21 protein-coding genes are annotated in these 23540 nt (G+C 56.1%); 7 read left to right on the top strand and 14 right to left on the bottom strand.

The annotated features are described in order from the left end of the window. Positions 1–36 precede the first annotated feature (36 nt). From RTX30_RS03780 to RTX30_RS03755, 6 genes are all read left to right on the top strand, one after another. The gene (locus tag RTX30_RS03780) at positions 37–1158 is read left to right on the top strand and encodes an efflux RND transporter periplasmic adaptor subunit (RefSeq protein WP_312686980.1); all 1122 of its coding nucleotides are present in this window, start codon (positions 37–39) and stop codon (positions 1156–1158) included. Next, positions 1158–4265, top strand: coding sequence for an efflux RND transporter permease subunit (locus tag RTX30_RS03775; RefSeq protein WP_312686978.1), 3108 nt, complete (start codon positions 1158–1160; stop codon positions 4263–4265). Before RTX30_RS03780 ends, RTX30_RS03775 begins: the two co-directional genes overlap by 1 nt. 2 nt (positions 4266–4267) lie before the next feature. Beyond that, positions 4268–5632 (top strand): TolC family protein, encoded by a 1365-nt coding sequence (locus RTX30_RS03770; protein WP_312686976.1) that lies wholly within the window; start codon positions 4268–4270, stop codon positions 5630–5632. 44 nt (positions 5633–5676) lie between these two features. Next, positions 5677–6840, top strand: coding sequence for a multidrug effflux MFS transporter (locus RTX30_RS03765; protein ID WP_312686974.1), 1164 nt, complete (start codon positions 5677–5679; stop codon positions 6838–6840). 75 nt (positions 6841–6915) lie between these two features. Further along, the gene (locus tag RTX30_RS03760) at positions 6916–7101 is read left to right on the top strand and encodes a type II toxin-antitoxin system HicA family toxin (RefSeq protein WP_312686973.1); all 186 of its coding nucleotides are present in this window, start codon (positions 6916–6918) and stop codon (positions 7099–7101) included. Positions 7102–7130: 29 nt separating this feature from the next. Then, positions 7131–7568 (top strand): type II toxin-antitoxin system HicB family antitoxin, encoded by a 438-nt coding sequence (locus tag RTX30_RS03755; RefSeq protein ID WP_312686972.1) that lies wholly within the window; start codon positions 7131–7133, stop codon positions 7566–7568. Here the strand turns inward: RTX30_RS03755 and RTX30_RS03750 are convergent. From RTX30_RS03750 to RTX30_RS03730, 5 genes are read right to left on the bottom strand one after another with little or no spacing between them, the layout of a single operon-like run. Then, entirely contained in the window at positions 7565–8458 is an 894-nt protein-coding gene (locus tag RTX30_RS03750; RefSeq protein WP_312686970.1) for a MurR/RpiR family transcriptional regulator, read from the bottom strand. The genes RTX30_RS03755 and RTX30_RS03750 overlap by 4 nt on opposite strands. Before the next feature lie 9 nt (positions 8459–8467). Further along, positions 8468–9415: an iron-siderophore ABC transporter substrate-binding protein gene (locus RTX30_RS03745; RefSeq protein WP_312686969.1), complete on the bottom strand. Its 948-nt coding sequence runs from the start codon at positions 9413–9415 to the stop codon at positions 8468–8470. 15 nt (positions 9416–9430) lie between these two features. After that, complete coding sequence (locus tag RTX30_RS03740) at positions 9431–10483, bottom strand: iron ABC transporter permease (protein WP_312686968.1); 1053 nt, start codon at positions 10481–10483, stop codon at positions 9431–9433. Next, positions 10480–11505 (bottom strand): iron ABC transporter permease, encoded by a 1026-nt coding sequence (locus RTX30_RS03735; RefSeq protein ID WP_312686967.1) that lies wholly within the window; start codon positions 11503–11505, stop codon positions 10480–10482. Before RTX30_RS03735 ends, RTX30_RS03740 begins: the two co-directional genes overlap by 4 nt. Further along, the gene (locus RTX30_RS03730; protein ID WP_312686966.1) at positions 11502–12329 is read right to left on the bottom strand and encodes an ABC transporter ATP-binding protein; all 828 of its coding nucleotides are present in this window, start codon (positions 12327–12329) and stop codon (positions 11502–11504) included. Before RTX30_RS03730 ends, RTX30_RS03735 begins: the two co-directional genes overlap by 4 nt. A gap of 402 nt (positions 12330–12731) precedes the next feature. Between RTX30_RS03730 and RTX30_RS03725 the strand changes: the two genes are divergently transcribed. Then, positions 12732–14891, top strand: a complete 2160-nt coding sequence (locus RTX30_RS03725; RefSeq protein ID WP_312686964.1) for a TonB-dependent siderophore receptor — start codon at positions 12732–12734, stop codon at positions 14889–14891. Positions 14892–14939: 48 nt separating this feature from the next. Here the strand turns inward: RTX30_RS03725 and RTX30_RS03720 are convergent, their stop codons facing one another. The 9 genes from RTX30_RS03720 to RTX30_RS03680 are packed head-to-tail and all read right to left on the bottom strand — an operon-like array spanning position 14940 to position 23540. Next, on the bottom strand, positions 14940–15356 hold the full coding sequence (locus RTX30_RS03720; protein WP_312687464.1) for an IrmA family protein: 417 nt from the start codon (positions 15354–15356) through the stop codon (positions 14940–14942). Between the two features lie 47 nt (positions 15357–15403). Next, the gene (locus RTX30_RS03715; protein WP_312686963.1) at positions 15404–15880 is read right to left on the bottom strand and encodes a hypothetical protein; all 477 of its coding nucleotides are present in this window, start codon (positions 15878–15880) and stop codon (positions 15404–15406) included. A gap of 51 nt (positions 15881–15931) precedes the next feature. Continuing rightward, positions 15932–16414 carry a hypothetical protein gene (locus RTX30_RS03710; protein WP_312686962.1) on the bottom strand — a complete coding sequence of 161 codons (483 nt, stop codon included), beginning with the start codon at positions 16412–16414 and terminating at the stop codon, positions 15932–15934. A gap of 10 nt (positions 16415–16424) precedes the next feature. After that, a complete protein-coding gene (locus tag RTX30_RS03705; RefSeq protein ID WP_312686960.1) occupies positions 16425–17135 on the bottom strand; it encodes a hypothetical protein in 711 nt (236 codons plus the stop codon). Positions 17136–17155: 20 nt separating this feature from the next. Then, entirely contained in the window at positions 17156–18694 is a 1539-nt protein-coding gene (locus RTX30_RS03700; protein WP_312686958.1) for an SUMF1/EgtB/PvdO family nonheme iron enzyme, read from the bottom strand. Then, the gene (locus RTX30_RS03695) at positions 18684–19913 is read right to left on the bottom strand and encodes an FtsX-like permease family protein (RefSeq protein ID WP_312686956.1); all 1230 of its coding nucleotides are present in this window, start codon (positions 19911–19913) and stop codon (positions 18684–18686) included. The genes RTX30_RS03700 and RTX30_RS03695 overlap by 11 nt, the downstream gene beginning before the upstream one ends. Continuing rightward, positions 19894–20586 carry an ABC transporter ATP-binding protein gene (locus RTX30_RS03690; RefSeq protein WP_312686954.1) on the bottom strand — a complete coding sequence of 231 codons (693 nt, stop codon included), beginning with the start codon at positions 20584–20586 and terminating at the stop codon, positions 19894–19896. The genes RTX30_RS03695 and RTX30_RS03690 overlap by 20 nt, the downstream gene beginning before the upstream one ends. Then, positions 20586–22538 carry a vWA domain-containing protein gene (locus tag RTX30_RS03685; protein ID WP_409429798.1) on the bottom strand — a complete coding sequence of 651 codons (1953 nt, stop codon included), beginning with the start codon at positions 22536–22538 and terminating at the stop codon, positions 20586–20588. Before RTX30_RS03685 ends, RTX30_RS03690 begins: the two co-directional genes overlap by 1 nt. 18 nt (positions 22539–22556) lie before the next feature. Beyond that, the gene (locus tag RTX30_RS03680; protein WP_312686950.1) at positions 22557–23540 is read right to left on the bottom strand and encodes a hypothetical protein; all 984 of its coding nucleotides are present in this window, start codon (positions 23538–23540) and stop codon (positions 22557–22559) included.

The raw sequence follows: 23540 nt of genomic DNA, 5'->3' as shown, positions 1-23540 counted from the left end.
TAAACGGGCAGGCTTCGCTCATGCCAGGAAAAGAAAATGAAGCTGATAAAAACGACCTTAGTGGCCGCATTCGCACTTGTTGGTTGCGACAACGCCACGCCACCTGCACAACAACCCACCCAGGAAGTCGGTATCGTCACGCTAAAAAGTCAGCCGCTTGCCGTAAGCAGCCAGTTGACCGGCCGGACTACCGCCTCCCTGTCGGCGGAAGTACGCCCGCAAGTCGGCGGCATTATTCAAAAACGCCTGTTCACAGAAGGCGATACGGTAAAAGCCGGACAGGCGCTTTACCAGATCGACCCTTCGAGTTACCGCGCCGCTTTTGACGAGGCCGATGCGGCCCTGAAACAAGCGCAGGCCCTGGTGGTTTCTGATTGCCAGAAAGCCAGCCGCTATGCGCAGCTGGTCAAAGAGGACGGCGTTTCTCGTCAGGATGCTGACGATGCGCAATCCACCTGCGCCCAGGATCGCGCCAGCGTGGCATCGAAAAAAGCCGCGCTGGAAACCGCGCGTATCAACCTGAACTGGACAACCGTCACTTCACCCATCGCGGGTCGTATTGGCATCTCATCAGTAACGCCTGGTGCCCTGGTGACAGCAGAGCAGACCACCGCACTGGCAACGGTACGTGGTCTGGACACGATGTACGTTGATCTCACCCGCTCCAGCGTCGACCTGCTGCGTCTTCGCCAGCAAGCGCTTGCCAGCGACAGTAATACGCTGGCTGTCACGCTGACGCTGGAAGATGGCAGCACCTACAGTGAAAAAGGCCGTCTGGCACTGACTGAAGTCTCCGTGGACGAATCCACAGGCTCCGTAACATTACGTGCCGTATTCCCGAACCCACACCAGCAACTGCTACCGGGTATGTTTGTGCGTGCCCGCGTTGAAGAAGGCACCATGGTGAATGCCATACTCGCGCCGCAACAAGGTATAACCCGAGATGCCAAAGGCAATGCCACCGCGCTGGTCGTTAACGCGCAGAACAAGGTTGAACAGCGCACACTGGAAACCGGCGACGCCTATGGCAACAAATGGCTGGTGTTAAAAGGTCTGCAAAGCGGTGACAAACTGATCGTCGAAGGCACAGATAAAGTTGCCGCCGGTTCGCCGGTGAAAGCCGTAGAGGTACAGGAAGCCAACGGAGGAAAAGCCTGATGTTCTCCAGCTTCTTTGTGCGTCGCCCGGTTTTTGCCTGGGTGATTGCCATTTTAATCATGATGGCCGGTGTTCTGGCGATCCGTACGCTGCCGGTTGCGCAGTATCCGGATGTTGCGCCGCCCGCAGTGAAAATCAGCGCGACCTACACGGGCGCCTCGGCGCAGACGCTCGAAAACAGTGTCACCCAGGTCATTGAACAGCAGCTCACCGGGCTGGATAACCTGCTCTACTTCTCATCGACCAGCAGCTCCGATGGCGAAGTGGACATTACTGTGACCTTCGAGCAAGGCACCGACCCGGATACCGCCCAGGTTCAGGTTCAGAACAAAGTGCAGCAAGCGGAATCCCGTTTGCCGACCGAAGTCACCCAGTCCGGTGTGACGGTGGTGAAATCTCAGAGCAACTTCCTGTTGATTATGGGCCTGTACGATAAAACGGACCGGGCAACCAGTTCCGATATCGCCGACTGGCTGGTGAGCAACATGCAGGATCCGCTGGCACGTGTAAACGGCGTGGGTAGCCTGCAGGTGTTCGGGGCGGAATACGCCATGCGCATCTGGATGGATCCGACCAAGCTGGCCTCCTACTCGCTGATGCCGTCGGATGTGGAATCTGCCATTGAAGCGCAGAACGTGCAGGTTTCCGCCGGTAAAATCGGTGCGCTGCCCTCGTCCAGCACGCAGCAGCTCACCGCCACGGTGCGCGCCCAGTCCCGCCTGCAAACCGTTGAACAGTTTCAGGACATCATCATCAAGAGCGAAAGCAGCGGCGCGGTAGTTAGGGTGAAAGACGTTGCGCGGGTGGAAATGGGCAGCGAAGACTATAACGCTATCGCCAAACTCAACGGTCACCCCGCGGCGGGTCTGGCTGTCATGCTGGCCCCGGGCGCGAATGCGCTGGATACCGCCACGCTGGTAAAAAATAAAATCGCCGAATACCGTCACAGCATGCCTCAGGGCTACGATGTGGCCTACCCGAAAGACAGTACGGAATTTATTAAGATCTCCATTGAGGACGTGGTGAAGACGCTGATCGAAGCCATCATTCTGGTGGTCTGCGTAATGTACCTGTTCTTGCAAAATATACGCGCCACGCTGATCCCGGCGCTGGCCGTGCCAGTAGTGCTGCTCGGTACGTTCGGAGTCCTGGCGCTGTTTGGTTACTCCATTAACACCCTGACGCTATTTGCCATGGTGCTGGCGATAGGTCTGCTGGTGGATGATGCCATCGTAGTGGTGGAAAACGTCGAGCGTATTATGCGCGACGAAGGCTTGCCCGCCCGTGAAGCCACCATTAAATCGATGGGCGAAATCTCCGGAGCGCTGATCGCCATCGCGCTGGTGCTCTCGGCGGTGTTCCTGCCGATGGCGTTCTTCGGAGGCTCGACCGGAGTAATTTATCGTCAGTTCTCGGTCACGATCATCTCCGCCATGGCGCTGTCGGTCGTGGTGGCCTTAACCCTGACCCCAGCGCTCTGCGGCGCGGTAATGCAGCACAGCGTGCCGCATAAAAAAGGCTTCTTCGGCGGCTTTAACCGCTTCTATAACAACACCGAGCATAAATACCAGCGCGGCGTGATGCATGTGCTGCGCCGTGCCGTGACGGTCATCGGCACCTACGCCGTGCTCTGCGCCGCCATGGCCTTTGTCATGTGGCGTTTGCCTGGCAGCTTCCTGCCAACGGAAGACCAGGGCGAAATTATGGTGCAGTTCACCTTGCCAGCCGGGGCAACAGCCAACCGTACCGAAGAAGTTGCCAACCAGGTCACCGACTGGTTCCTGAATAAAGAAAAAGCCAATACCGAGGCCATCTTTACCGTCACCGGCTTTAGCTTCAGCGGCAGTGGTCAAAACGCCGGTATGGCGTTCGTCTCGCTGAAAAACTGGTCGCAGCGTGCCGGGGAGGAGAATACCGCGCAGGCCATTGCCTTACGCGCCAGTCGCGAATTGAGCAGCGTTCGTGATGCCAGCATTTTCGCTATGACGCCGCCATCGGTGGACGGTCTGGGGCAAAGTAACGGCTTCACCTTCGAACTGCTGGCCAGCGGCGGCACCGATCGTGACCAGTTGCTGAAGTACCGTAATCAGTTGCTGGGCAGTGCCAACCAGAGCGCAGAACTGCACGCCGTGCGCGCTAATGACCTGCCGCAAATGCCGCAGTTGCAGGTAGATATCGACAACAACAAAGCCGTGGCGCTCGGCCTGTCGTTGAGCGACGTGACGTCGACGCTTTCCAGCGCCTGGGGCGGCACGTATGTGAACGACTTTACCGACCGTGGCCGTGTGAAAAAAGTATACATCCAGGGCGATAGCGACTCGCGCGCCGCGCCTGCCGATCTCAACAAATGGTTCGTCCGCGGCAGCAATGACGACATGACGCCCTTTTCGGCCTTCGCCACTACCCACTGGGAGTACGGCCCGGAACGTCTGGTGCGTTACAACGGTTCAGCGGCATATGAGATCCAGGGGGAAAACGCCACCGGCTTCAGCTCCGGCGTGGCGATGACCAAAATGGAAAACCTGGCCGACAATCTTCCCGCCGGAACAACCTGGGCGTGGAGCGGCCTGTCATTGCAGGAAAAACTCGCCAGTGGCCAGGCCATGAGTCTGTACGCCATCTCGATTATGGTGGTGTTCCTCTGTCTGGCGGCGCTGTATGAAAGCTGGTCGGTGCCACTCTCGGTCATTCTGGTGATCCCACTTGGCGTACTGGGTGCCGCGCTGGCGGCGTGGATGCGCGGGCTGAGTAACGATGTTTACTTCCAGGTCGCGCTGCTGACCACCATTGGCCTGTCGTCGAAAAACGCCATCCTGATTGTGGAGTTCGCCGAAGCGGCGGTACAGCAAGGTTCGTCGTTGTCCCGCGCGGCATTGCGTGCCGCACGGACTCGTCTGCGCCCCATTATGATGACCTCGCTGGCCTTTATCGCCGGGGTGATGCCGCTGGCGGTTGCCACGGGCGCCGGGGCAAACAGCCGTGTCGCCATCGGTACCGGGATTATCGGCGGGACGCTCACAGCAACACTGCTGGCGATCTTCTTTGTTCCCTTGTTCTTTGTGCTGGTGAAAAAACTCTTCGCCGGTAAACGCGCACGTCAGGAGTAATTATGTTGCGTATCAGTGTTCTTTTTCTGGCTCTGTTGAGCGCCGGTTGTGTCTCGTTAGACCCGACCTTTGAGCGCCCGCAAGCCCCTATCCCTGCAACACTTCCGGGGACCAGCGGCCAGGCGCAAGCTGTGGCCGCCGACTGGCAGGAGATCATTAACGATCAGCGCCTGAAACAGGTGGTCAGCAACTCGCTGACGAAAAACCGTGATGTGCAAAAAGCGATTGCGGATATTGACGCGGCGCGCGCATTGTATGCAGAAGACCGCTCCGCGTTATTTCCGACCGTTAACGCTGAACTGAGCAATACCCGCAGCCGCACCGTCTCCAGCGGTTTGACCAACAGCGCCGAAGCCAATGGCGCCGTCTCCAGCTTTGAACTGGATCTGTTTGGACGCAATCAAAGCCTGACACGTGCAGAGCGTGAAACCTGGCTTGCCAGTGAATATACCGCGCAAAATACCCGCCTGAGCCTGGTCGCGGAAATCACCACCGCCTGGGTCACACTGGCAGCGGATAACAGTAATCTGGCGTTAGCCAGACAGACAATGGAAAGCGCGCAAAACTCGCTGAATATCGCCAAACGCAAACAGCAGATTGGCGTAGCCGCCGCTGCAGATACCGCCGAAGCGATGGCCGTGTTCCAGCAGGCGCGCGCTAGCGTCGCCAGCTACCAGACACAAGTCGTGCAGGATAAAAACGCCCTCAACCTGCTGGCGGGCGATACCGTACCCGATTCATTGCTACCAGGCACGCTGGAAAGTCTTGCCGACAACAGCATCACGCTGACGCCGGCCGGGGTTTCCTCGTCTGTGCTGCTACGCCGCCCCGATATTCAGGAAGCGGAGCATAACCTGAAGAGCGCCAATGCCAATATTGGCGCTGCGCGGGCAAATTTCTTCCCGACCATTTCGCTGACTGCCAGCGCTGGCGTGGGCAGCGACTCGCTCTCTTCGCTGTTTAGCCATGGTATGAAGGTATGGTCATTCGCTCCCTCCATCTCTCTGCCGCTGTTTACCGGGGGCAAGAATATGGCGGAATTGCGCTACGCCGAAGCCGAGAAAAAAGGGCTGATTGCCACCTATGAGAAGACGATTCAGAGTGCGTTTAAAGATGTTGCCGACGCACTGGCTCGTCGCGAAACGCTGAATGAGCAACTGGATGCACAACGCCAGTACGTCGCGGCAGAGCAAAAAGCGCTGGATATTTCTCAACGTCAGTACCGCGCAGGGACGGGGGATTATCTCTCCGTGCTAACGGCGCAACGCACGCTGTGGTCGGCGCAAGAGTCGCTGATCTCCCTGCAACAGACGGACCTGGAAAACCGGGTCACGCTCTGGCAATCACTCGGCGGCGGTGTGCGTTAATTATTGGCGCCGGTTTTTCCGGCGCTCTCTTTTCGGAGTTTGTTATGTCACGGATTTCCCCTGCGTATGCCATCGTACTCGGCATGCTGACGGCCATCGGGCCCATTTGCACTGACCTCTACCTTCCCGCTTTGCCAGACATTACGCGGCAAATGGATACCACCAACACCTTAACCCAGCTCTCACTCACAGCGTCATTGATTGGCTTAGGCCTTGGGCAGCTCTTTTTTGGGCCGCTGAGTGACAGGATGGGGCGTAAACGTCCGCTGCTACTGTCGCTACTGTTGTTTATTGTGTCGTCGGTACTGTGCGCCAGTACGCACAATATCCACTGGCTGATCTTCTGGCGCTTTGTGCAGGGGATCGCGGGTGCCGGTGGGTCGGTACTGTCCCGCGCTATCGCCCGTGACAAATATCAGGGGACTCAGCTGACGCAATTTTTTGCTCTGTTGATGACGATTACCGGCATCGCGCCCATTGTGTCCCCTCTACTCGGCGGTTATATCACGGCATTGCTGCACTGGCGCGCGCTGTTCTGGACCATGGCTATTATCGGCGTGGTGCTGATGCTTTGCGCTGCGCTGTTGCTAAAAGAGACATTGCAGGTGAAAAGCAGCGGTGAAAGTTTGCTTAAAACATCGCTGATAGTGTTGAAAAACCGGCAATTTTCCACCTTCTGCTTTATTCAAGCGTTTATGCTAGCCGGACTGTTTTCGTATATCGGTTCTTCGTCGTTTGTTCTGCAAAACGAATACGGTCTGACGCCCATAAAGTTCAGCCTGGTGTTTGGTATTAACGGCGTGGGCATGATCATTTCCGCGTTGATTTTCGCTCGCCTGGCACGCCACATTCGCGGTGCTGCGCTGTTAAAAAATGGTCTGGCACTGGCGGTGCTGCTGGCGTTGATGACCGCCGTTTTTGCCTGGTTCAACATGCCCATACTGTCGCTGGTGGGGTTGTTTTTCACTATCGCTATCAACAGCGGTATTTCGACCATTGCCGGTTCGGCGGCGATGAACAGCGTCGACGCACACCATTCGGGTACTGCCTCGGCACTGCTGGGTATGCTGATGTTTGTTTTTGGCGGCATTGCTGCACCGCTGTCCGGGCTCGGTGGCGAAGCAATGTGGAAGATGAGCTTCGCCATAGTGCTGGCCTACAGTGCCGCCACGGTGATTCATTTTTGTGGGCGAGGCGCAAAGAGTTAACATTTTTGTTTTATTTAATAACTAATATGTTGTATTTTCCGCGATGTGACAGGAAGACATAGGGCAGGATGCCAGATGAAATACAGTGAATTCAGAAAGTGGCTGTTATCTCAGGGAGCGGAACTCATTAGAGCGCCAGGCGGGGGAAGTCATTTTAAAGTAAGGTTGAACGGGAAGGCCTCCGTTTTCCCTTTTCATGGTTCAAAGGAAATTCCCGAACCCCTTAGAAAAAAAATTTTGAAAGATCTGGGCCTGCAGTAAATACGAGCTTAGCTAGAACGAGGTTTTGTATGTTTAATTATCCAGTCAGCGTTGAGCAAGACGATGCAACGGGGCAGTTTGTTGTATCGTGCCGAGATCTGCCATTAATGAATTCTGTCGGCGACACGCTTGAAGATGCACTCCACCAGTCAGTTGATGCAATTGTCGTTGCGATTGCCATCGAAGTGGATGAACGCCGTCCAATTCCGCCAGCAAGCGCGGCACTCGAAGGAGAATATACGGTTTCCCTACCGGTACTGGTGGCGATGAAAGCAGCGTTGCATAACGCCATGATCGAAACGGGTACCCGCAAAGCAGAACTGGCCAGAAAGCTGGGGCAGAAAGGCCCGCAGATCGACCGTCTGCTCGATGTTGAGCATTCTTCAAAAGTTGAAACAGTAGAACTGGCACTGCATCATTTGAACCGACAGATAGATTTAACGGTAACCCACCAATACCGGAGTTAACCCTTTTTCCCGCCCGGTTTTAACCCACGGTGAAACTCATTAATGCGTTTCACCGTTTTTATTGCCCGCTGCGAAGTGGCGGAGGCAACGGACAAAACAATCATCTCAAGGCACAGTAATACCGTGCCATGCAGCGGAATTTTGCCTTTTTCGCCGCCGCGCGGCACATTGATCACCACATCCGCTTCCTGACTAAAACGCGACGCGACAGCATTGGTCAGCAAAATGACCGGAATACCCAACCGTCGCGCCTCTTTCAGGGTGGTCAGCCCTTCTCTGTGCGCCGATTTTTGCGCCATCATTATCAACACATCGCCACGCTGGAGCGCGATTAACTGCTCCGATAACGCAATCCCGGTACGGTTGAGCGGCGTGGCAGGCAGGCCAATACGGCTGAATAACCGCGCGGTGTATTCCGCCAGAATACCCGATGCACCAATGCCGAAAATGGCGACCTGACGGGCATCAACCAGTAAAGCGACAGCCTGCGCGATAGCATAGCGATTATCCGGTGCGGAGAGGACTTCACAGGTGTGCTGATGCCCTTCCAGCACAAAATCGATCCCTGAATTGACGTCACAAGAGAGCGCATTAACCGTCGTAGTCATCTTTTCTGCCGAGGAAACTGCCGGGCCGAACCAGTGCTCCAGCGTTTGTTTCAGATCGCGCAGCCCGGCAAAACCCAGCGCCTGGATGGCTCGCACTACCGTGGCATCGGAGGTCTGCGTGGCATTGGCGATCTCAAGGGCCGTTTGCTCCAGCACCCCTTCACGGTTGTCATTGATATAGCGTGCAACGGACTGTAACCGCGGCGACAGGGCATGCCCCCGTGCACGAAAACGCTCGCCGTACACATCCACGCGGCTCTTCGCTTTTTTCATGTTCAACATAGCCGATCCTTACTTCGCCTGCGGCAGAGGCCGCCCGGCGATTTGCGACTGCACCTGCGCCACCATGAGGCCAAGAGAGGCAAAAGAGTTGGCGATAGCCTCTTCGCGTGAAATCAGCACATAGCGACCGTTGCGGCAGGCGGTCAGAAAATCGCACCAGCCTGGCATGACCGCATCCATTGCCGCCATCTCATCCTGTGGCTTCCCCCCGGTATCACCGCGCCAGGTAGCAAAGACAAAATCCGCATCCAGCTCCGGCAACCGCTCAGCGCTGACATCGATTCGCCCGCCATCGGGAATGGAATCAATCAATTTGGGGAAACGAAAACCGGCGTCACGCAACACCCGTCCTAGCGAATGATAGCTGTGCATGGCATTGATTTTGCCGTTATTTGCCTGGATCACTGACACGGTAATATTGTGGGTATCAATGGTCTTTTTCAGTACCGCAATTTGCTCCTGATAGCGGCGCTCAAGGAGGGCCAGCCGCGGTTGTGTGCCGGTGAGCTGCGCCAGCTTGCGGTAAATTTCCGGCGCGCCTCCCTGCAGATGATCGATGCTCACCGTCGGCGCGATCTTTGCCAGTTGCTCTACCGGCGTGTTGCGGCTGGGTTCCGTGATGATCAAATCCGGCTTCACCGCCGCAATCGCCTCAAGATCGATATCCGCAGAACCAATAAATTGGATATCCGCGTTGTCGAAATCGATCCCGGTGAGCAAGGCGCTGGAGCGCAACACGTGGCTGCCGTCCTGGCGCGTACGCCCGTGGCTGGCCACCGGCGGTACACCCAGTTCGATAAGCGGAATAGTGATATCGAGATCGTGCAACGAAACAATGCGTTTAGGGTGTAACGGCACCGTAACCACCCGCCCCAGATCGTCGGTAAAAGCCTGGGTTGGCTCAGCAGCGCTGACGCTCAGCCCCACCAGCACCAACAGTGAAAGAAAAAAGCGCATACGGCTCCTTAAACTTTATAAACGATCCCGCCGCTGCCACAGCAGCAACAGGAAAAATGGCCCGCCAATCAGCGAAATCACGATCCCTGCCGGGATCTGTAGCGGCGCAAAGGCCAGACGGCCCAGCGAGTCTGCCAGTAACACCAGTAAACTTCCCAGTATGGCGCTCCCCCACAGTAACGCGCTCTGGCCGCCACGCAGCAGAAAGCGCGCCATATGCGGTGCCATCAATCCAACAAAACCGATGCTGCCCACACAAGAGACGCTGGCGGCGGTCAGCAATACCGGCGCAATAAACCGCAACGGTTCCAGCCGCGCAAGGTTGACACCCAGCCCGGTTGCCACAGGCTTGCCCAACAACGCCAGTTCTGCGGCACGCCCCGTTATCAACAGCAGCGCCGTCGCCGGTAACGCCCAGCCCAGCGCCACCATCAGTAAAGGCCAGGTGGCGGCATGCAGGCTACCCGCCAGCCACATCATCGCCGTTTGTACATCCCGCACATCGGCGGTGGTCATAAAAACGCCGATCCCGGCGGCGAACGTCCAGGAAACGCCAATGCCCAACAGCACAAAACGCGGGCGTGAAACATCACGCGCCAGCCCCGTTACCAGCCCCGCAGCCAACAGGCCGCCCGCCATCCCTGCCAGCGGTCGCCACACCAGCCCAAGCGCAGGGAAATACAGCACCAGCGTTAACACCACCACGCTGGCCCCCTCTTTCACACCAATCAGGCCAGGGTCTGCCAGCCCATTGCGGGTGATCGACTGCATAGCGGCTCCGGCCAGGCCGAGCATCGCCCCGCATAACAGCGCCATTAGCACACGCGGCAGGCGAATATCCCACAGCACATACTGTTGCCCGGCGCTGAGTGCAGAAGGGTGCAGTAATGCGTGCCCCATCGCCGAAACCGGTATGGGCAATGAACCTTGTGTGACGCCGTAAAGCAGCAAAAGCAGCGCGAGCAACGCAAGGCCCGCAATCCTGCGAAGCGTTTGCGGGCGTAACAGCCGGGAAAAACGCCCCCAACGCAGTCCATGCAACCCGGCGCGATGCTGCGCATCGCTCATTTAAAGAACCTCGCCGCCAGCACAATAAATACCGGTGCGCCCACCAGCGCCGTCATCACCCCGGTTGCCAGCTCCTGGGGCGACAACAACGTGCGGGCGGCTATATCCGCCAGTAACAGTAGCAGCGCACCAGCCAGAGCGGATAACGGCACGACCACACGTAAGTCCTCACCCGCCAGGCGCCGTACCCCATGCGGTACCACCAGGCCGATAAACCCCATCGGCCCGGCAACCGCGACCGCCGCACCGCACAATAAGGCGATCGCCAGTAACGACAGCCCGCGGATGCGCCCCAGCGATACGCCAAGCCCGCGCGCCATGCTATCGCCCAGCGCCAGCATATTCAGCGAAGGTGACAGCCACACCGCCAGCGCAAATCCGGCCGCCGCCGCCAGTGCGGCATGCAGCAACAATGCCCAGCTCAGGCCCGCAAGATCGCCCGCCAGCCAGGTACGCATGCTCAGCAAGGTTTGTTCATCAAGGATCAGGATGGCGGCCGTAATGGCCGAGGCAAATGACGACAGCGCCACCCCGCAAAGTGTCACTTTCAGGGGTGTAAAACCGGCCCGCCCGGAGGAAGAGAGCGCCATCACCAGCGAAAAAAGCACAGCCGCGCCCCCGGCTGCAATCAACGGGCGGCTGAGCAAAGGATCGCCGAGGCCAACGCCCAGCGCCGTGGTCGCCACGACAGCCAGCGCGGCACCGGCATTCAGGCCCAGGATATGCGGCTCGCCGAGGGGGTTGCGGATCACCGACTGTAACAGCGCCCCGGCAACACCGAGCGCTGCGCCAGTGAACAAAGCCGTCGTCATGCGCAAGAGGCGCAAACTGACGATCACGCGATGTTCGAAGTTACGCGGGTCAAAATCAGTCAGCGCCTGAATGACTGTTGAGGGAGTAATGTACCGCGCGCCAATAGCAAGGTGTGCCACAGCCGCCATCAGCAATGCAATCAGTAGCCCAAGCGTCGCCAGGCCTGCGCGCCCGTTACGGCGGCACGCCGCCAGCATAATGAGGCTCATTCACTGTGCCCATATGGCTTGCGAAAAGGCATAAAGAATGGTTTCCCTGTCAACGGGTTAACAGACATTTGCACATCCACATCAAACACGCGTTTTATCAGTTCCGGCGTACAGATTTCGCCTTCCTCAAGTACCGCCTGGAGATGCCCCTGTTTCAGGAAAACCAGCGTATCGCCGTAGTTGACCGCAAAATTCAGATCGTGCAACACCACCACCACCGTGCGCCCATGATGGCGCGTTAAACCGTGTAGCAGTTCAAGGATCTCTACCTGATAACGCAAATCAAGGAAGGTAGTAGGTTCATCCAGCAGGATCACCGGCGTTTGCTGAGCCAGCGCCATGGCGATCCAGCAACGCTGGCGCTGACCGCCGGAGAGGCTGTCGACCGTCTGGTGAGCGAAGTCAGCCGTGCCCGTCAGATTGAGCGCTTCCAGCACCGCCAGTTCATCCTCTTCGGACCACTGGCGCATAAAGCTCTGCCATGGAAAACGCCCCCGAGAGACCAGTTCAAATACGGTCAGACCTTCCGGCACAATCGGCGACTGCGGCAAAATACCTAACTGGCGAGAAACCGCTTTGGTGGGCTGCTGATGAATCGCTTTACCATCGAGCAGAACGCTGCCCCCCAGCGGTTTCAGCATGCGGGCGATGGTGCTAAGCAGCGTGGATTTGCCGGAACCATTGGCGCCAATCAGTACGGTCATTTTACCGTCAGGGATCGCCAGACTGATGTCATTAACGATGATCTTTTGCTGATAACCCGCAGAGAGGTTTTCCAGCACAACGCCCTCTCCTTTGGCCTGATGTTCCCCTTGCTGTGACATGGTGCGCGCTACCCTGACAAATAAAAATAAATATCATTCTCTTTTCGATATTGCCGTTTGCTAATGTAGTAGTCAAGCCTGGTGGCGAGATAAAACCGCAACACTTTTTAAGCTGTCACTACAACAGAAACCGCGTCTGTCATTTTGATATTTAAAGTTAAAATACAATAATTTAATCATTTTCAGGACAGGGTATAACCGCCTTGTTTCGTCTTAAGGCGCACTGTAGCAAAATTCTTTCTTTTTCCATTTACTACTACAAAACGCCATGGTTGAATGATTCTCAATTACATATCCGATGTGGAAATTACCGCTAACGGATAGCGCTGTGCAAAAGAGCAATTACTAAAAAAACGTTCACTCCTGCGTGGCTCGCAGGATCCTTTCGGGAAAAGAGATTACATGGCTGAGTTAACTCGTTGTATTACCGGGCGGAAAGGTCGCGCGCTGTTCTCCGCGATCGTTGTCGGATCGGTTTTCACCTCCTTCACGCACGCGGCAACCCCTTCAGAGAAGAAGCAAGACGGTGATACCTTAACCGTTCTCGCAGACGCCTCTTCTGCAGACAAACAAGCAACATCCGGCTACCAGCCACTGAATACGTCCGCTGCCACGCTGACCACCATGCCAATGCTGGATATTCCGCAGGTCGTTAACACGGTGAGCGATGAAGTGCTGGCAGATCAGCACGCCACCAGCCTTGACGAAGCGTTGTATAACGTCAGTAACGTGGTGCAAACCAACACACTGGGCGGCACGCAGGATGCGTTTGTGCGCCGTGGTTTTGGTGCTAACCGCGATGGTTCTATCATGACCAACGGCCTGCGCACCGTGGTGCCACGTAGCTTTAATGCGGCAACATCGCGGGTAGAAGTACTGAAAGGCCCGGCCTCCACGCTGTACGGCATTCTTGATCCTGGCGGGCTTATCAATGTAGTCACGAAGCGCCCGGAAACCACCTTCGGTGGCTCCATTTCGGCAACCTCGTCCAGTTTTGGTGGCGGTACCGGGCAGTTTGATGTCACCGGCCCGATTGAAGGAACACGCCTGGCGTATCGTCTGATTGGCGAGTACCAGCATGAAGATTACTGGCGCAGTTTCGGTAAAGAAAAGAGCACATTTATCGCCCCATCGCTGACGTGGTTTGGCGATAACGCCACCGTCAACGTGATGTATTCACACCGTGATTATCAGACCCCCTTCGATCGTGGCACTCTCTTCGATCTCACCACCAAACAGGCGGTAAATGTTGACCGTAAAACCCGTTTTGATGAGCCGTTTAACATTACCGATGGCGAATCTGACATCGCACAGCTGAATGCGGAGTACCGTTTTAACAGCGCCTGGACCGGGAAAATTGAATACGGCTACAGCCAGGATAAGTACAGTGATAATCAGTCGCGTGTGATGGCCTATGATGCGAAAACCGGCAACCTGACGCGCCGTGTCGACGCCACCCAGGGATCGACCCAACGCATGCACAGCACCCGCGCCGATCTGCAGGGTAATGTCGACATCGGCGGTTTCTACAACGAGATCCTGACCGGTGTATCGTATGAGTATTACGATCTGCTGCGCACCGACATGATCCGTTGTAAAAACGTGAAAGATTTCAATATCTATCACCCCACCTACGGCAACGCCAGCAAATGTACTTCAGTATCAGCGTCTGACAGCGATCAGACCATCCAGCAGGAAAGCTACTCCGCCTACGTGCAAGATGCGCTGTACCTGACAGACAAATGGATCGCCGTGGCCGGTATGCGATATCAGTACTACACGCAATATGCAGGCAAAGGCCGCCCGTTTAACGTGAATACCGACAGCAGCGACGAGAAATGGACGCCGAAATTTGGCCTGGTCTATAAGCTGACGCCTTCGGTTTCGCTGTTCGGCAACGTAGCAAAAGCGTTTATGCCGCAGTCGTCTATCGCCAGTTATATTGGCTCTCTGCCACCGGAAACCTCAACTTCATACGAAGTGGGCGCTAAGTTCGATCTGTTCAATGGTGTTACCGCCAATATCACCGCATTTGATATCCATAAACGCAACGTGTTATACAGCGAGATCGTCGGCAATGAAACGGTAGCTAAAACCGCCGGACGGGTACGTTCGCAGGGAATAGAAATGGATCTGGCCGGTTCGCTGACGCCGAATATGAACGTTATCGCCAGTTACAGCTATACCGCGGCAAAAGTGCTGGAAGACCCGGACTACGCGGGTAAACCACTACCGAATGTACCGCGCCACACCGGTTCGCTGTTCCTGACGTACGACATCAATAATGTGTTTGCCGGGAATACACTGACACTGGGTGGCGGCGGACATGGCGTAAGCCGCCGTTCAGCCACTAACGGTGCAGATTATTATCTGCCGGGCTACGTTGTCGCCGATGCGTTCGCGGCCTACAAAATGAAACTGCAATATCCGGTAACGTTACAGGTAAACCTGAAAAACCTCTTCGACAAGACTTATTACACCTCGTCCATTGCCACTAACAACCTGGGCAATCAGGTTGGCGATCCGCGCGAAGTGCAGTTTACCGTGAAGATGGATTTCTGAGGAAAGACAGGGCACCCAGCAGGTTCGGGTGCCACAGCCACAGCAAAATCACTTAGCCACTTTAATCACCAGCGGCTGATAAAACTGCGGATCAAACGTGGTTAACGGTAAGGCCATCGGCTGGCCGTTAACCTCTTCCGTTGCCTGGACAATCTCAATCTGGCTGGCGTCCTCCTGGCATTCGCTTTCCAGAAAGGCGTTTTGTGAGCGTGTTGCGTCGCTGTCGCCAAAAGGCTCAACCTGCATGACGCCTTCGCTCACCGTTTTACCGGTTTTATCTTTCAAGCGCAGCGTGATCGCCAGATGATTAAATGCCTCGCCGTTGCCGCCGTTATCCAGCCGGAACTGTAACGCACAAATATTTCCCGGCACCCAGACACTGTCCGTATTGCGAATGCTGATATAGCGCTGGTTTTCCGCCTGGCTTGCGGCAATCTGCCCCGCCAGCCCCAGCGTAAGCGCCATCACCACCGCGCGCTGTAGCGTCAACTTAGTCACCACATCCTCCCGGCTTACTCAGCATAGCCGTAGGTGCCATCATCACCGGTGTCGGCATCGTTCACCAGGTTCTCGCCCTGGTACGGATTCGACAGAAAACCACCTTGCTGGCAGGCTTTCTTCATGATCAATTTTTGCCCCTGGTAGACTTTTAAACCTGTAAATTCCCAGCCTTTCCCGATACCGCTATACACTACATAGCTGTAGCGCCCATTAATAAAACGGTACCAGCTCGCACCGCCGCCGGAAAATGCCGTTTTACCTGCACGCACCTGCGTTTTATCGCCGGTGATTTTCGGCAAGGCCATTTCCAGCTTTTCAATGGAGCCATAAGAATAGGCAGGAACGCCATTGTCCACGCGAACCGTAACAGATTTGCCGTTCGTCAAATCGCAATTAAAAAGTAACTCGGGTTCCGGCGGCGCAGCATGCGCGCAACTCAGCCCGGCCATCAGTACCATCGCCCCGGCTGCAACAGGGAATCGTTTCATTGCAATCACTCCGATAAATCCCCCACCCGCCAGCGCGCGTGGGGGAAAAGATTATTGACTATCAAGCGTTTGCTGGAGCTGCGTGACCTGATCCTGCAATTTTTGCAGTTCCATCTGCTTTTGCATTACAGAGGTCGAAGGCTGGTTCTGCGCCTCTTTCATGCTTTTTTCCAGTTTCGCCAGCTCTGTCTGCGCGGCAGCTTTACCCTGCGTCTTTGACTTTAACTGCGCCACAAGGTTATTCAACGAACGCTCCAGCGCCTGCTGAGACTTACGCTTACTGGCGACGCTGGCGTTGCTTTGTGCTTTTTCCTGCTCAATGGCGTCATACACCGCCTTAAACTCTTTATTCAGCGCCTGCTCGTGCTGGAGCGTATTTTTCTTCTCCTCCACGCGCTTATCCCAGGTACCGGAATAGTTGCAGTTAAATTTGGTGACAATGCTGACATCGCCTGTCGTCGGATCGCAATCGCGCGCATTGGTCGCGCAACCCGCTAATAAGGCCGAAGCCACCACCAGCAATACATAACGCATTCTGTTCTCCTTAACTGACTTTCAGCGCAGTACGTTGAGTGTAAAGGCTGTCCAGATCCTGTTGCAGCGAGTTGATTTTGGCGTGCATTTCGGCAATTTCGCCGTCCAGTTTTTTCGTTTCGGCACCGCTTTTGCCAATCCCGCTGGACACGTCCTGCCACTGCTTCTCATGTTTTTTCATGTCGGCAATGGTGTTACGCAGGTAAGCAATGTTGGCATCCACGCTTTTAACCTGTTTTTGCACGTCTTCTTTTTTGGCGGTTTTGGCCGCGATGTCTTTATTCAGCTTATCCAGCGTCTGTTTGTCACTGGCGATCACGCTTTTCGCCACGTTGGTCGCATTCTGGATTTTCTGGTTCTCAGTCTGAATATCTTTAATGGCCGCATTCAGCTGCTGTTCCTGGGACGCATACTTTTTACGCTGATTATCCAGATAGGCGTTAGCGCCCACGCCCACACCGCAGCCAGCGATCGCCGCCGCTGCAATACAGAGTGCTTTATTACTGGAGTTGCTCACTGCACACGCCAGCGCGCCTAAAGCGGCACCGCCTGCGCAAGCCTGCCAGCCCGATTTATTAAAAAACTCAACGTCCTGGTTATTCGCCAGGCGGGGATCGACAGAACCATTGCTGCTGCCCGTACCACCGGTGCTCTGACAACCGGCCAGCGCCACAATTAAACCTGCCACCATCGCTGTACGTAATGCTTTTAACATAATCATTCCAATGACTCCTGCTTGCTTTAGTTATTTTGCTTACATGCGGCAAGCCAGGCGTCACGCGTGACTTTGCCATTCTTCAAATACCCTTGAAGATTGTCCCACCAGGTATTCAGGTAGCCGTTCAGATTGGTTTTTCCACGCGCGGCCAGTTGCTGCTGCACGACCGTTATCTGCGGCGCAATGATCTCTTTACTGTACGTGGTGCCCATATCCACCACCGTATCGGCGTAGTAGCTGGTAATAAAATCGAGGGCTTTTTTATGCTGATCCAGTTGTTCCTGACGGCGAGAGCAGTTCGCATCGACCGCGCTCCCGGCGGCGCAGGTTTTTTCATATAACTGGGTCAGGCGATCATAAAACTCGCCATCATCTTTCATCTTGGTACACAGAAACGCCCCCAATTGCAGCGAGGTACGCACCGCCTGATCGCGCTGTTCATCACGCAGTTGGTTATTCGCCCGCAGTTCGCTGCGCAGTTGTTCGAGCTGCTTTTTCAGCCCGTCATCCTGCACTTTTTCAGAAATGGCATTCAGGTTTTGCAGCGAATCGGTCGGTGTTTTTTGCGCGGCGTTTTTTTTCTCACTGCCCAGCGACTGCCACTCTTTCTCGATTTCTTTAATGCGATCGCGGGATGTTAAAGTTGGCGAAACCAGAACGAAACGCATGCCAATGGTTTTATTGGCATTCTCGTCTTTGCCAGCATAGTAAGGCTCCTCGCCACGCAACGAGGTGCGAATATCGCCCTGCGGCGTTAAGAAACTGCCGCCGCGCACCACATAGCCGCCCGCTTTACCGTGTTGACGGTCCAGCTTATTCAGGCGGAAGGGTTCAAACATCATTTCAGCGGCGTTGCCTAACATGTCGTACAGCCCAAGCGGGTTGGGTTTCAATAAGCCGCTAAGCTGCAATTTGCCGTTCGCGGACTGCGCACCAGCAAACCACACATAGCCATTTAGCCCTTCTGGCATGGGGAAGCGCTGATCGCGAAATTCCGACGGCGAGACAGCAAGCCCGCCACGGGCGGCAAATTCCCATTCGGTTTCCGTTGGCAGGCGCACAAACCCTGGTTGCCCGTCATCTTTTGGCAGCGCCTCTGGTTTCTCTTTACGTAACCAAAGGTTGTATTTGTTGGCCAGCTCCATTGCTCCCATCCAACCGACGCTGACTTTCGGCAGCCGACCTTTCATATCCGGCGCGGCACATTCGCCATTAATGGCATGTGCCTGTAAGTCGCTTAGCTCATATTTTGCGATCAGGTAGTAACGGCCTTTTTCTTTGCCCTCCCCCGCGAAACTCCCGGCGATATGTTCCTGGCGGGACTGCTCCAGATATCCCCATTCATCGCCCTCCTGGCCCAGCGTCACGTTGTAATCTTCCAGCGGTTTATTCAGCGGAATAGCCACCTTACGAAACGCCATTGCGCCTTCACACGGCAGGGGCAGGATCACATCGTCAGGCAACGGTTTGGGGTTCCAGTATTTTTCATCCCAGCTCGCCTGCGCCGTGCAGGCATACCCGAGCGTGGCCAGCACCAGGCCAGCAAGACAATTAGATTTCACGTAGACTCTCCGCAGGATCGATCTTTAATGCGCGCAACGCGCCAATGGCCGCCACACCCAGGGCAACCACCAGCACGCTCACTAAAGCGGTAATAAAATGCATCGGCGCCAGATGGCAGACAAAAGCCTGATCGGGTAATGACGCCCCCAAAAGGTGGTTAAAAACAGTGCTGCCGAGGAAATAGAGCACCAGCCCGGCGCAGAACGCGACCCCGGTCAGGCACAACGCCTGGATGACGATAAAGATCGTTACCGCATGTCGCCGGAACCCCAGCAGCCGTAGCACGGCCATATCTTTTCGTTTGCGATCGATATTGGCGATAAACGCCCCAACCAGCGAAGCAATACAGCCCGTTGCCGAGATCCACGCAATCACCGCGAAAATCACCCCCAGCACGCGATCAATCGCACGCACGGCTTCGATTTGCGCAGACTGCGTGACGGTCTCAATGTGCTGCTGCTCCAGCCAGTTCGCCAGCGGCGCAACATCATCAATGGTGCGGGCATAGACTCTGGCGCGAGAGAAACGACTGCGTTCACGCGGCAACTCGCCGTCATTCACACCCAGCGAAACAACCTGAAAGCCATCGCGATAATCTTCCAGCGCAACCAGCAACGGTAATGAAATAAACGCCGCGGCCCGGCTGAACCTGGACTCTGCCAGCACGCTGGTGACCCGCACCACTTTATTCACCCGCTGGTTAACGCCCGCCAGTTTGCGCGACACCACCAGCCGTATTTCGTCCCCCGCCTGCACGTTGAGGCGGCTGGCTGCGCTGGCGCTCAGCACAATGTCATCCTCGTGGGTGGGCAGGATCGCACCCGCCAGCAGCGGATCGCCGGCCGCAGTGGGGATCACTTCAGCACCCGCCGCAAAATGCTGGCTATCGCGAACCAGATCCGCCTGCGTATTGAGTGAACGGGTCAGAGGAATTGAGAAGCCCACTTCCGGGCGCTGCGCCAGTTGCGCGAGCCACGGCAGATCGTAACTGCCGTTTCCGGTCATACGCACTTCGCGGGTGCGGGGATCCTCCAGCAGATCGTGGCGCAACTGGCTGACAATGCCATTTTTCAGCCCAAACAGCAGCAGCAGCGGCGCGATCACCGCGATCAGCGAAAAAATAATACACAGGGCGACTTTGCGATCGTGGATCAGATCGCGCAGCGCCATCTGCAACAGTAACCCGCGCGAGGCGGTATCAGACGGGTGAGAAGACACTGTGCCCCTCCGTGGTCGTGGCGCGGTAACAGCGCAGCCCAAAATCCGCCACCCGCTGCCAGTCATGGCTGACAACAATGGCGGCCATATCCAGCGATCGCACCCTCTCTACCATCAATGAAAACAGGCGCGAAGCATTGTCCGGATCCAGCGCCGCGGTCGGCTCATCCGCCAGCAGCAAACGCGGCTGGTGCGCAATCGCCCGCACAAAGGCCACGCGCTGGCGTTCGCCAATAGAGAGCTGCGCAGGCATTTTGTTGAGCAGTGGCGTCACGCCAAGCTGGCTAATCGCTTTTTCAAGCCACGCCGAGTGCGCCGTCATGCCAACCAGACGACGCGCCAGCATGATATTGTGCGACACCGATAACCATGGCAATAAGCCGCCATTTTGCAGTACAAACCCCAGTTCGCGGGCGCGGATATCTGCCAGTAGCGCCTCATTATCGGCCAGTAATGGCCCGGCAATATCGCGCGGAGGGTTACCCAGCCGATATTCGCCCAGCCGATCAGGCCGCAAAATCGCGCCGATTACTTCAAGCAGCGTGCTTTTACCGCAGCCGCTGGGGCCGGTAAGCGCCACCATGTCGCCGTTCTCCAGCGTCATGTCCGGCAGCGTCACCTTATAGCCGCTCTCCCCGCCGCGCTGAATGGACAGATCCCGGATGACCAACATCAGGGGAGGTTTTCCAGCGGTACCGGGTAGACGTTGTCGCGCGGGTCGCTGTCCGGTGCGAGGGCAATCCAGCGATCCACATCCTGGTTATAGCGCTGGTAGTAATTAAGCTTGGTGTTCAGGCGGCGAATAAACCGTTCCTGCTCCAGGCCATCCCAGCTTTTCCATGTTTCTTCATCCAGACTCAGTACTTCACTGAGATAAGGCAGGCCGTCGATGTACTCGCCCAGCAATCCCATTTCGCCAAGGCGGGTGGCGCTTTTGCCTTTGGCCTGGGTCGGATCGTTGCCCATCGTGGCAGCCAGCGAGCGCAGGCTGGCAAACATATCATCCGGCGAGATCATCCCTTCATTAGCGGCATCGACGATTTTCTTCAGCACATCGCTCAAGTCGCTCAGTTCGCTTTTGGTCAGCAGAACGCGCACTTCCGTGGCGGGCACATTCTGATTAACCAGATCGCGATCGCTGATCCATGACTTGAATACCGGTGGCGCTTGCGTGCCTTGTTTCTCGCCAAGGTACGCCAGGCGCATTGCCTTGCTGAGTTTTTCCGCGTCACTTAACAATGGCGCGGCGTTACTCTTGCCGTAATCGGCGCTGGCGCCCAGCGCACTACCGGCCGTCTCTTCACCGCTCCAGGCCGTCTTGATCTGCCCGGTAATCGCATCCGCCAGGCTATCGACCATCTGGCCAAAGTTATTCACGTCACCGGAATCAATCGGGTAGTACAGCGGTTTATGCAGAAAGGGGTTCAGCGTTAAATCACGGTACTGGGCTTCCGCCGAGGCGTGATTCTTCGCACCGGACGGGGTTTTTAAATGCATGGCATACAGCGCCACGCCGCGATAAGCCGCTTCCTGGCGGATTTGTGCGGCATCAAGGTGGGTCGAGGAGAGTTTATCGGTGCCATCCAGTGCCCCCGCATCGGTGATTAACACCACATAGCGCGCGCCAAATTGCGTCCAGTCGACTTTATCCAGCGCCATCATGACGCCGCCGTAGGCGTCTTCATCGACTTTGCTGCTGGAAACAGTCGCCTGCTTCAAATCATGCACTTTCGCCAGAAAATCTTTGCCGTCTTTCACCTTGTTAGGATCGACAAACATTTTGCTCTCATATTCCAGCCCCGGCGCGGCCTTCACGTTGGAGCGGTAAGCCACAAGACCGAACTTCACCTTGTCCTGCAGATTTTCCTTTTCAATGCGCTGGTAAACCTTATCGATCGCCTCTTTGGTACGGTCGATGTAAGGCCCCATCGAGATGGTGGAATCGATCACAAAGACGACAGAAGCGGTAAAGCCAGTCATCATGTTTTTCTCATCACTGGCGTTGGCTTTCGCCGCGCTACCCGCTTTCGCCTTTTCGCTGACCGAGGCTACGTTCAACAAACGCACCTGAAAACCGGTATCGGTAAAGACATCGTCAGAGCCCAACACCGGCAGCAAATAAAAGTTCTTCTGCTGATCCACCATATATTCCGGCTCGCGTGCCAGTACCTGGGGCACCGGTTTTTGGCTCTTCAGGCTGCTAAGAATAGGATCGAGTACCGCTGCGGGCTTTTCATTATTGAGGATCTTTTCGATGTCGGTTTTATCACGGAAAAACAGCATCGGATTGCGACCCGCCGGGTTGGTAAAAGCCAGCGTCAGCTGCATTTTCCACTCAACCGTGCAGGCCGATTTCAGCCAGCCCGACACGTGGCCAAAGCTGTCCGGCCCGACTTCCAGCCACTCGTCATTGGCCTGCTGGCTTCGCTGGTAAACGTAAAAGCGGCTAAAAGCAGGCTGCTCTTTGCCTGCCTCACCCGGTTTACTTGCCAGCTCACAACCAGGATAAGTCAACACGCGCTGGTACAACGCGTGCTTTCCTTCTTGCAGGAGCGGTTTTTGATCGGCGGCAACGACAGGCAAACTCAACGCTGCGGCACATAACGCCGCGCAGAACCCGTGCATGTTTTTCATTCTGAAATCCTATTTTTTCAGCTCGGCTAAACGCGCTTTGGCCTCATTATTTTGTGGATCCTGAGTCACCACACTCTCGTACCAGTAGATCGCGGTTTGCGGATCGGCACTAAAGCAACCGCCCTGTGTCGCCGTTTTCGGGTCGTATTCCTGGGCATAACGCAGCGCGATCTGCGTATCGCCGGACTGCGCTTTATAGGCATATAAACGCTGCGCGATATCACAACGTTTTGCCGTCTTCGCTTTGTCAATAATGCTCAGCACTTGCGCGCCGCTTGGCTGGCTACGCAGGCACCCTTTCACAAAATCGAGATCGTTCTGGCTGCTCATTGTTCCATCGCTGCACGGGCCGCTGGCCTGCACGGCAGGTGCCGGTGTTGCCGCAGGTGCAGGCGTTGCCGCCGCTGGCGGCTCGGCTGGTGCCCGCAGGAACCACCACGCAGCAGCCCCGGCAATAATCAGCAGTAGCAGGGCAACAGCGATGATCAGCGGCAGCAGGTTTTTCTTCGGCGTAACAGAAGGGGGCGGTTCTGGCGTGTTCACCGGTTCCGGCGTCGGCGCAGGCGCTTCAACCACCTCGGCAACCACCGGCGCGGGTGCCGCCTCCGCCAGGGAGTGGACACTGACCGGCAACTGGTTTTCGCCCCCGGCCTGCGAGCTTAAAAGCCCGTCCGGGATCATTAACACGCCCATATCACGTGTGCTGTCGTCTTTGGCAATCAAGCGATAGGCCGCCTGACGGTTCGCCAGTAGCGAATCAATCAGCAGCGGGCCAATCTGCACTTCGGGGTTACCGTCGACCTGGCTTAAAGCCGGAAGAGCAAGGAATACCTCGCCACTGACCCACTGGCCGTTATTGTCGAGATACAACTGGTCCTGGTTACGCTGAACTGAAATCAGCACGCCGTTCAGCTCGCCCTGCCAGGCTTTTAACAGCAGACGGGCATGGCCCGGCAACACGGGCTGGAGTGGTTTTAATTCGGGTTTAATCAC

It is taken from the genome of Kosakonia sp. (genome assembly GCF_032052965.1).
GTDB lineage: Bacteria > Pseudomonadota > Gammaproteobacteria > Enterobacterales > Enterobacteriaceae > Kosakonia.
This window is presented reverse-complemented; position numbering and strand designations above follow the sequence as displayed.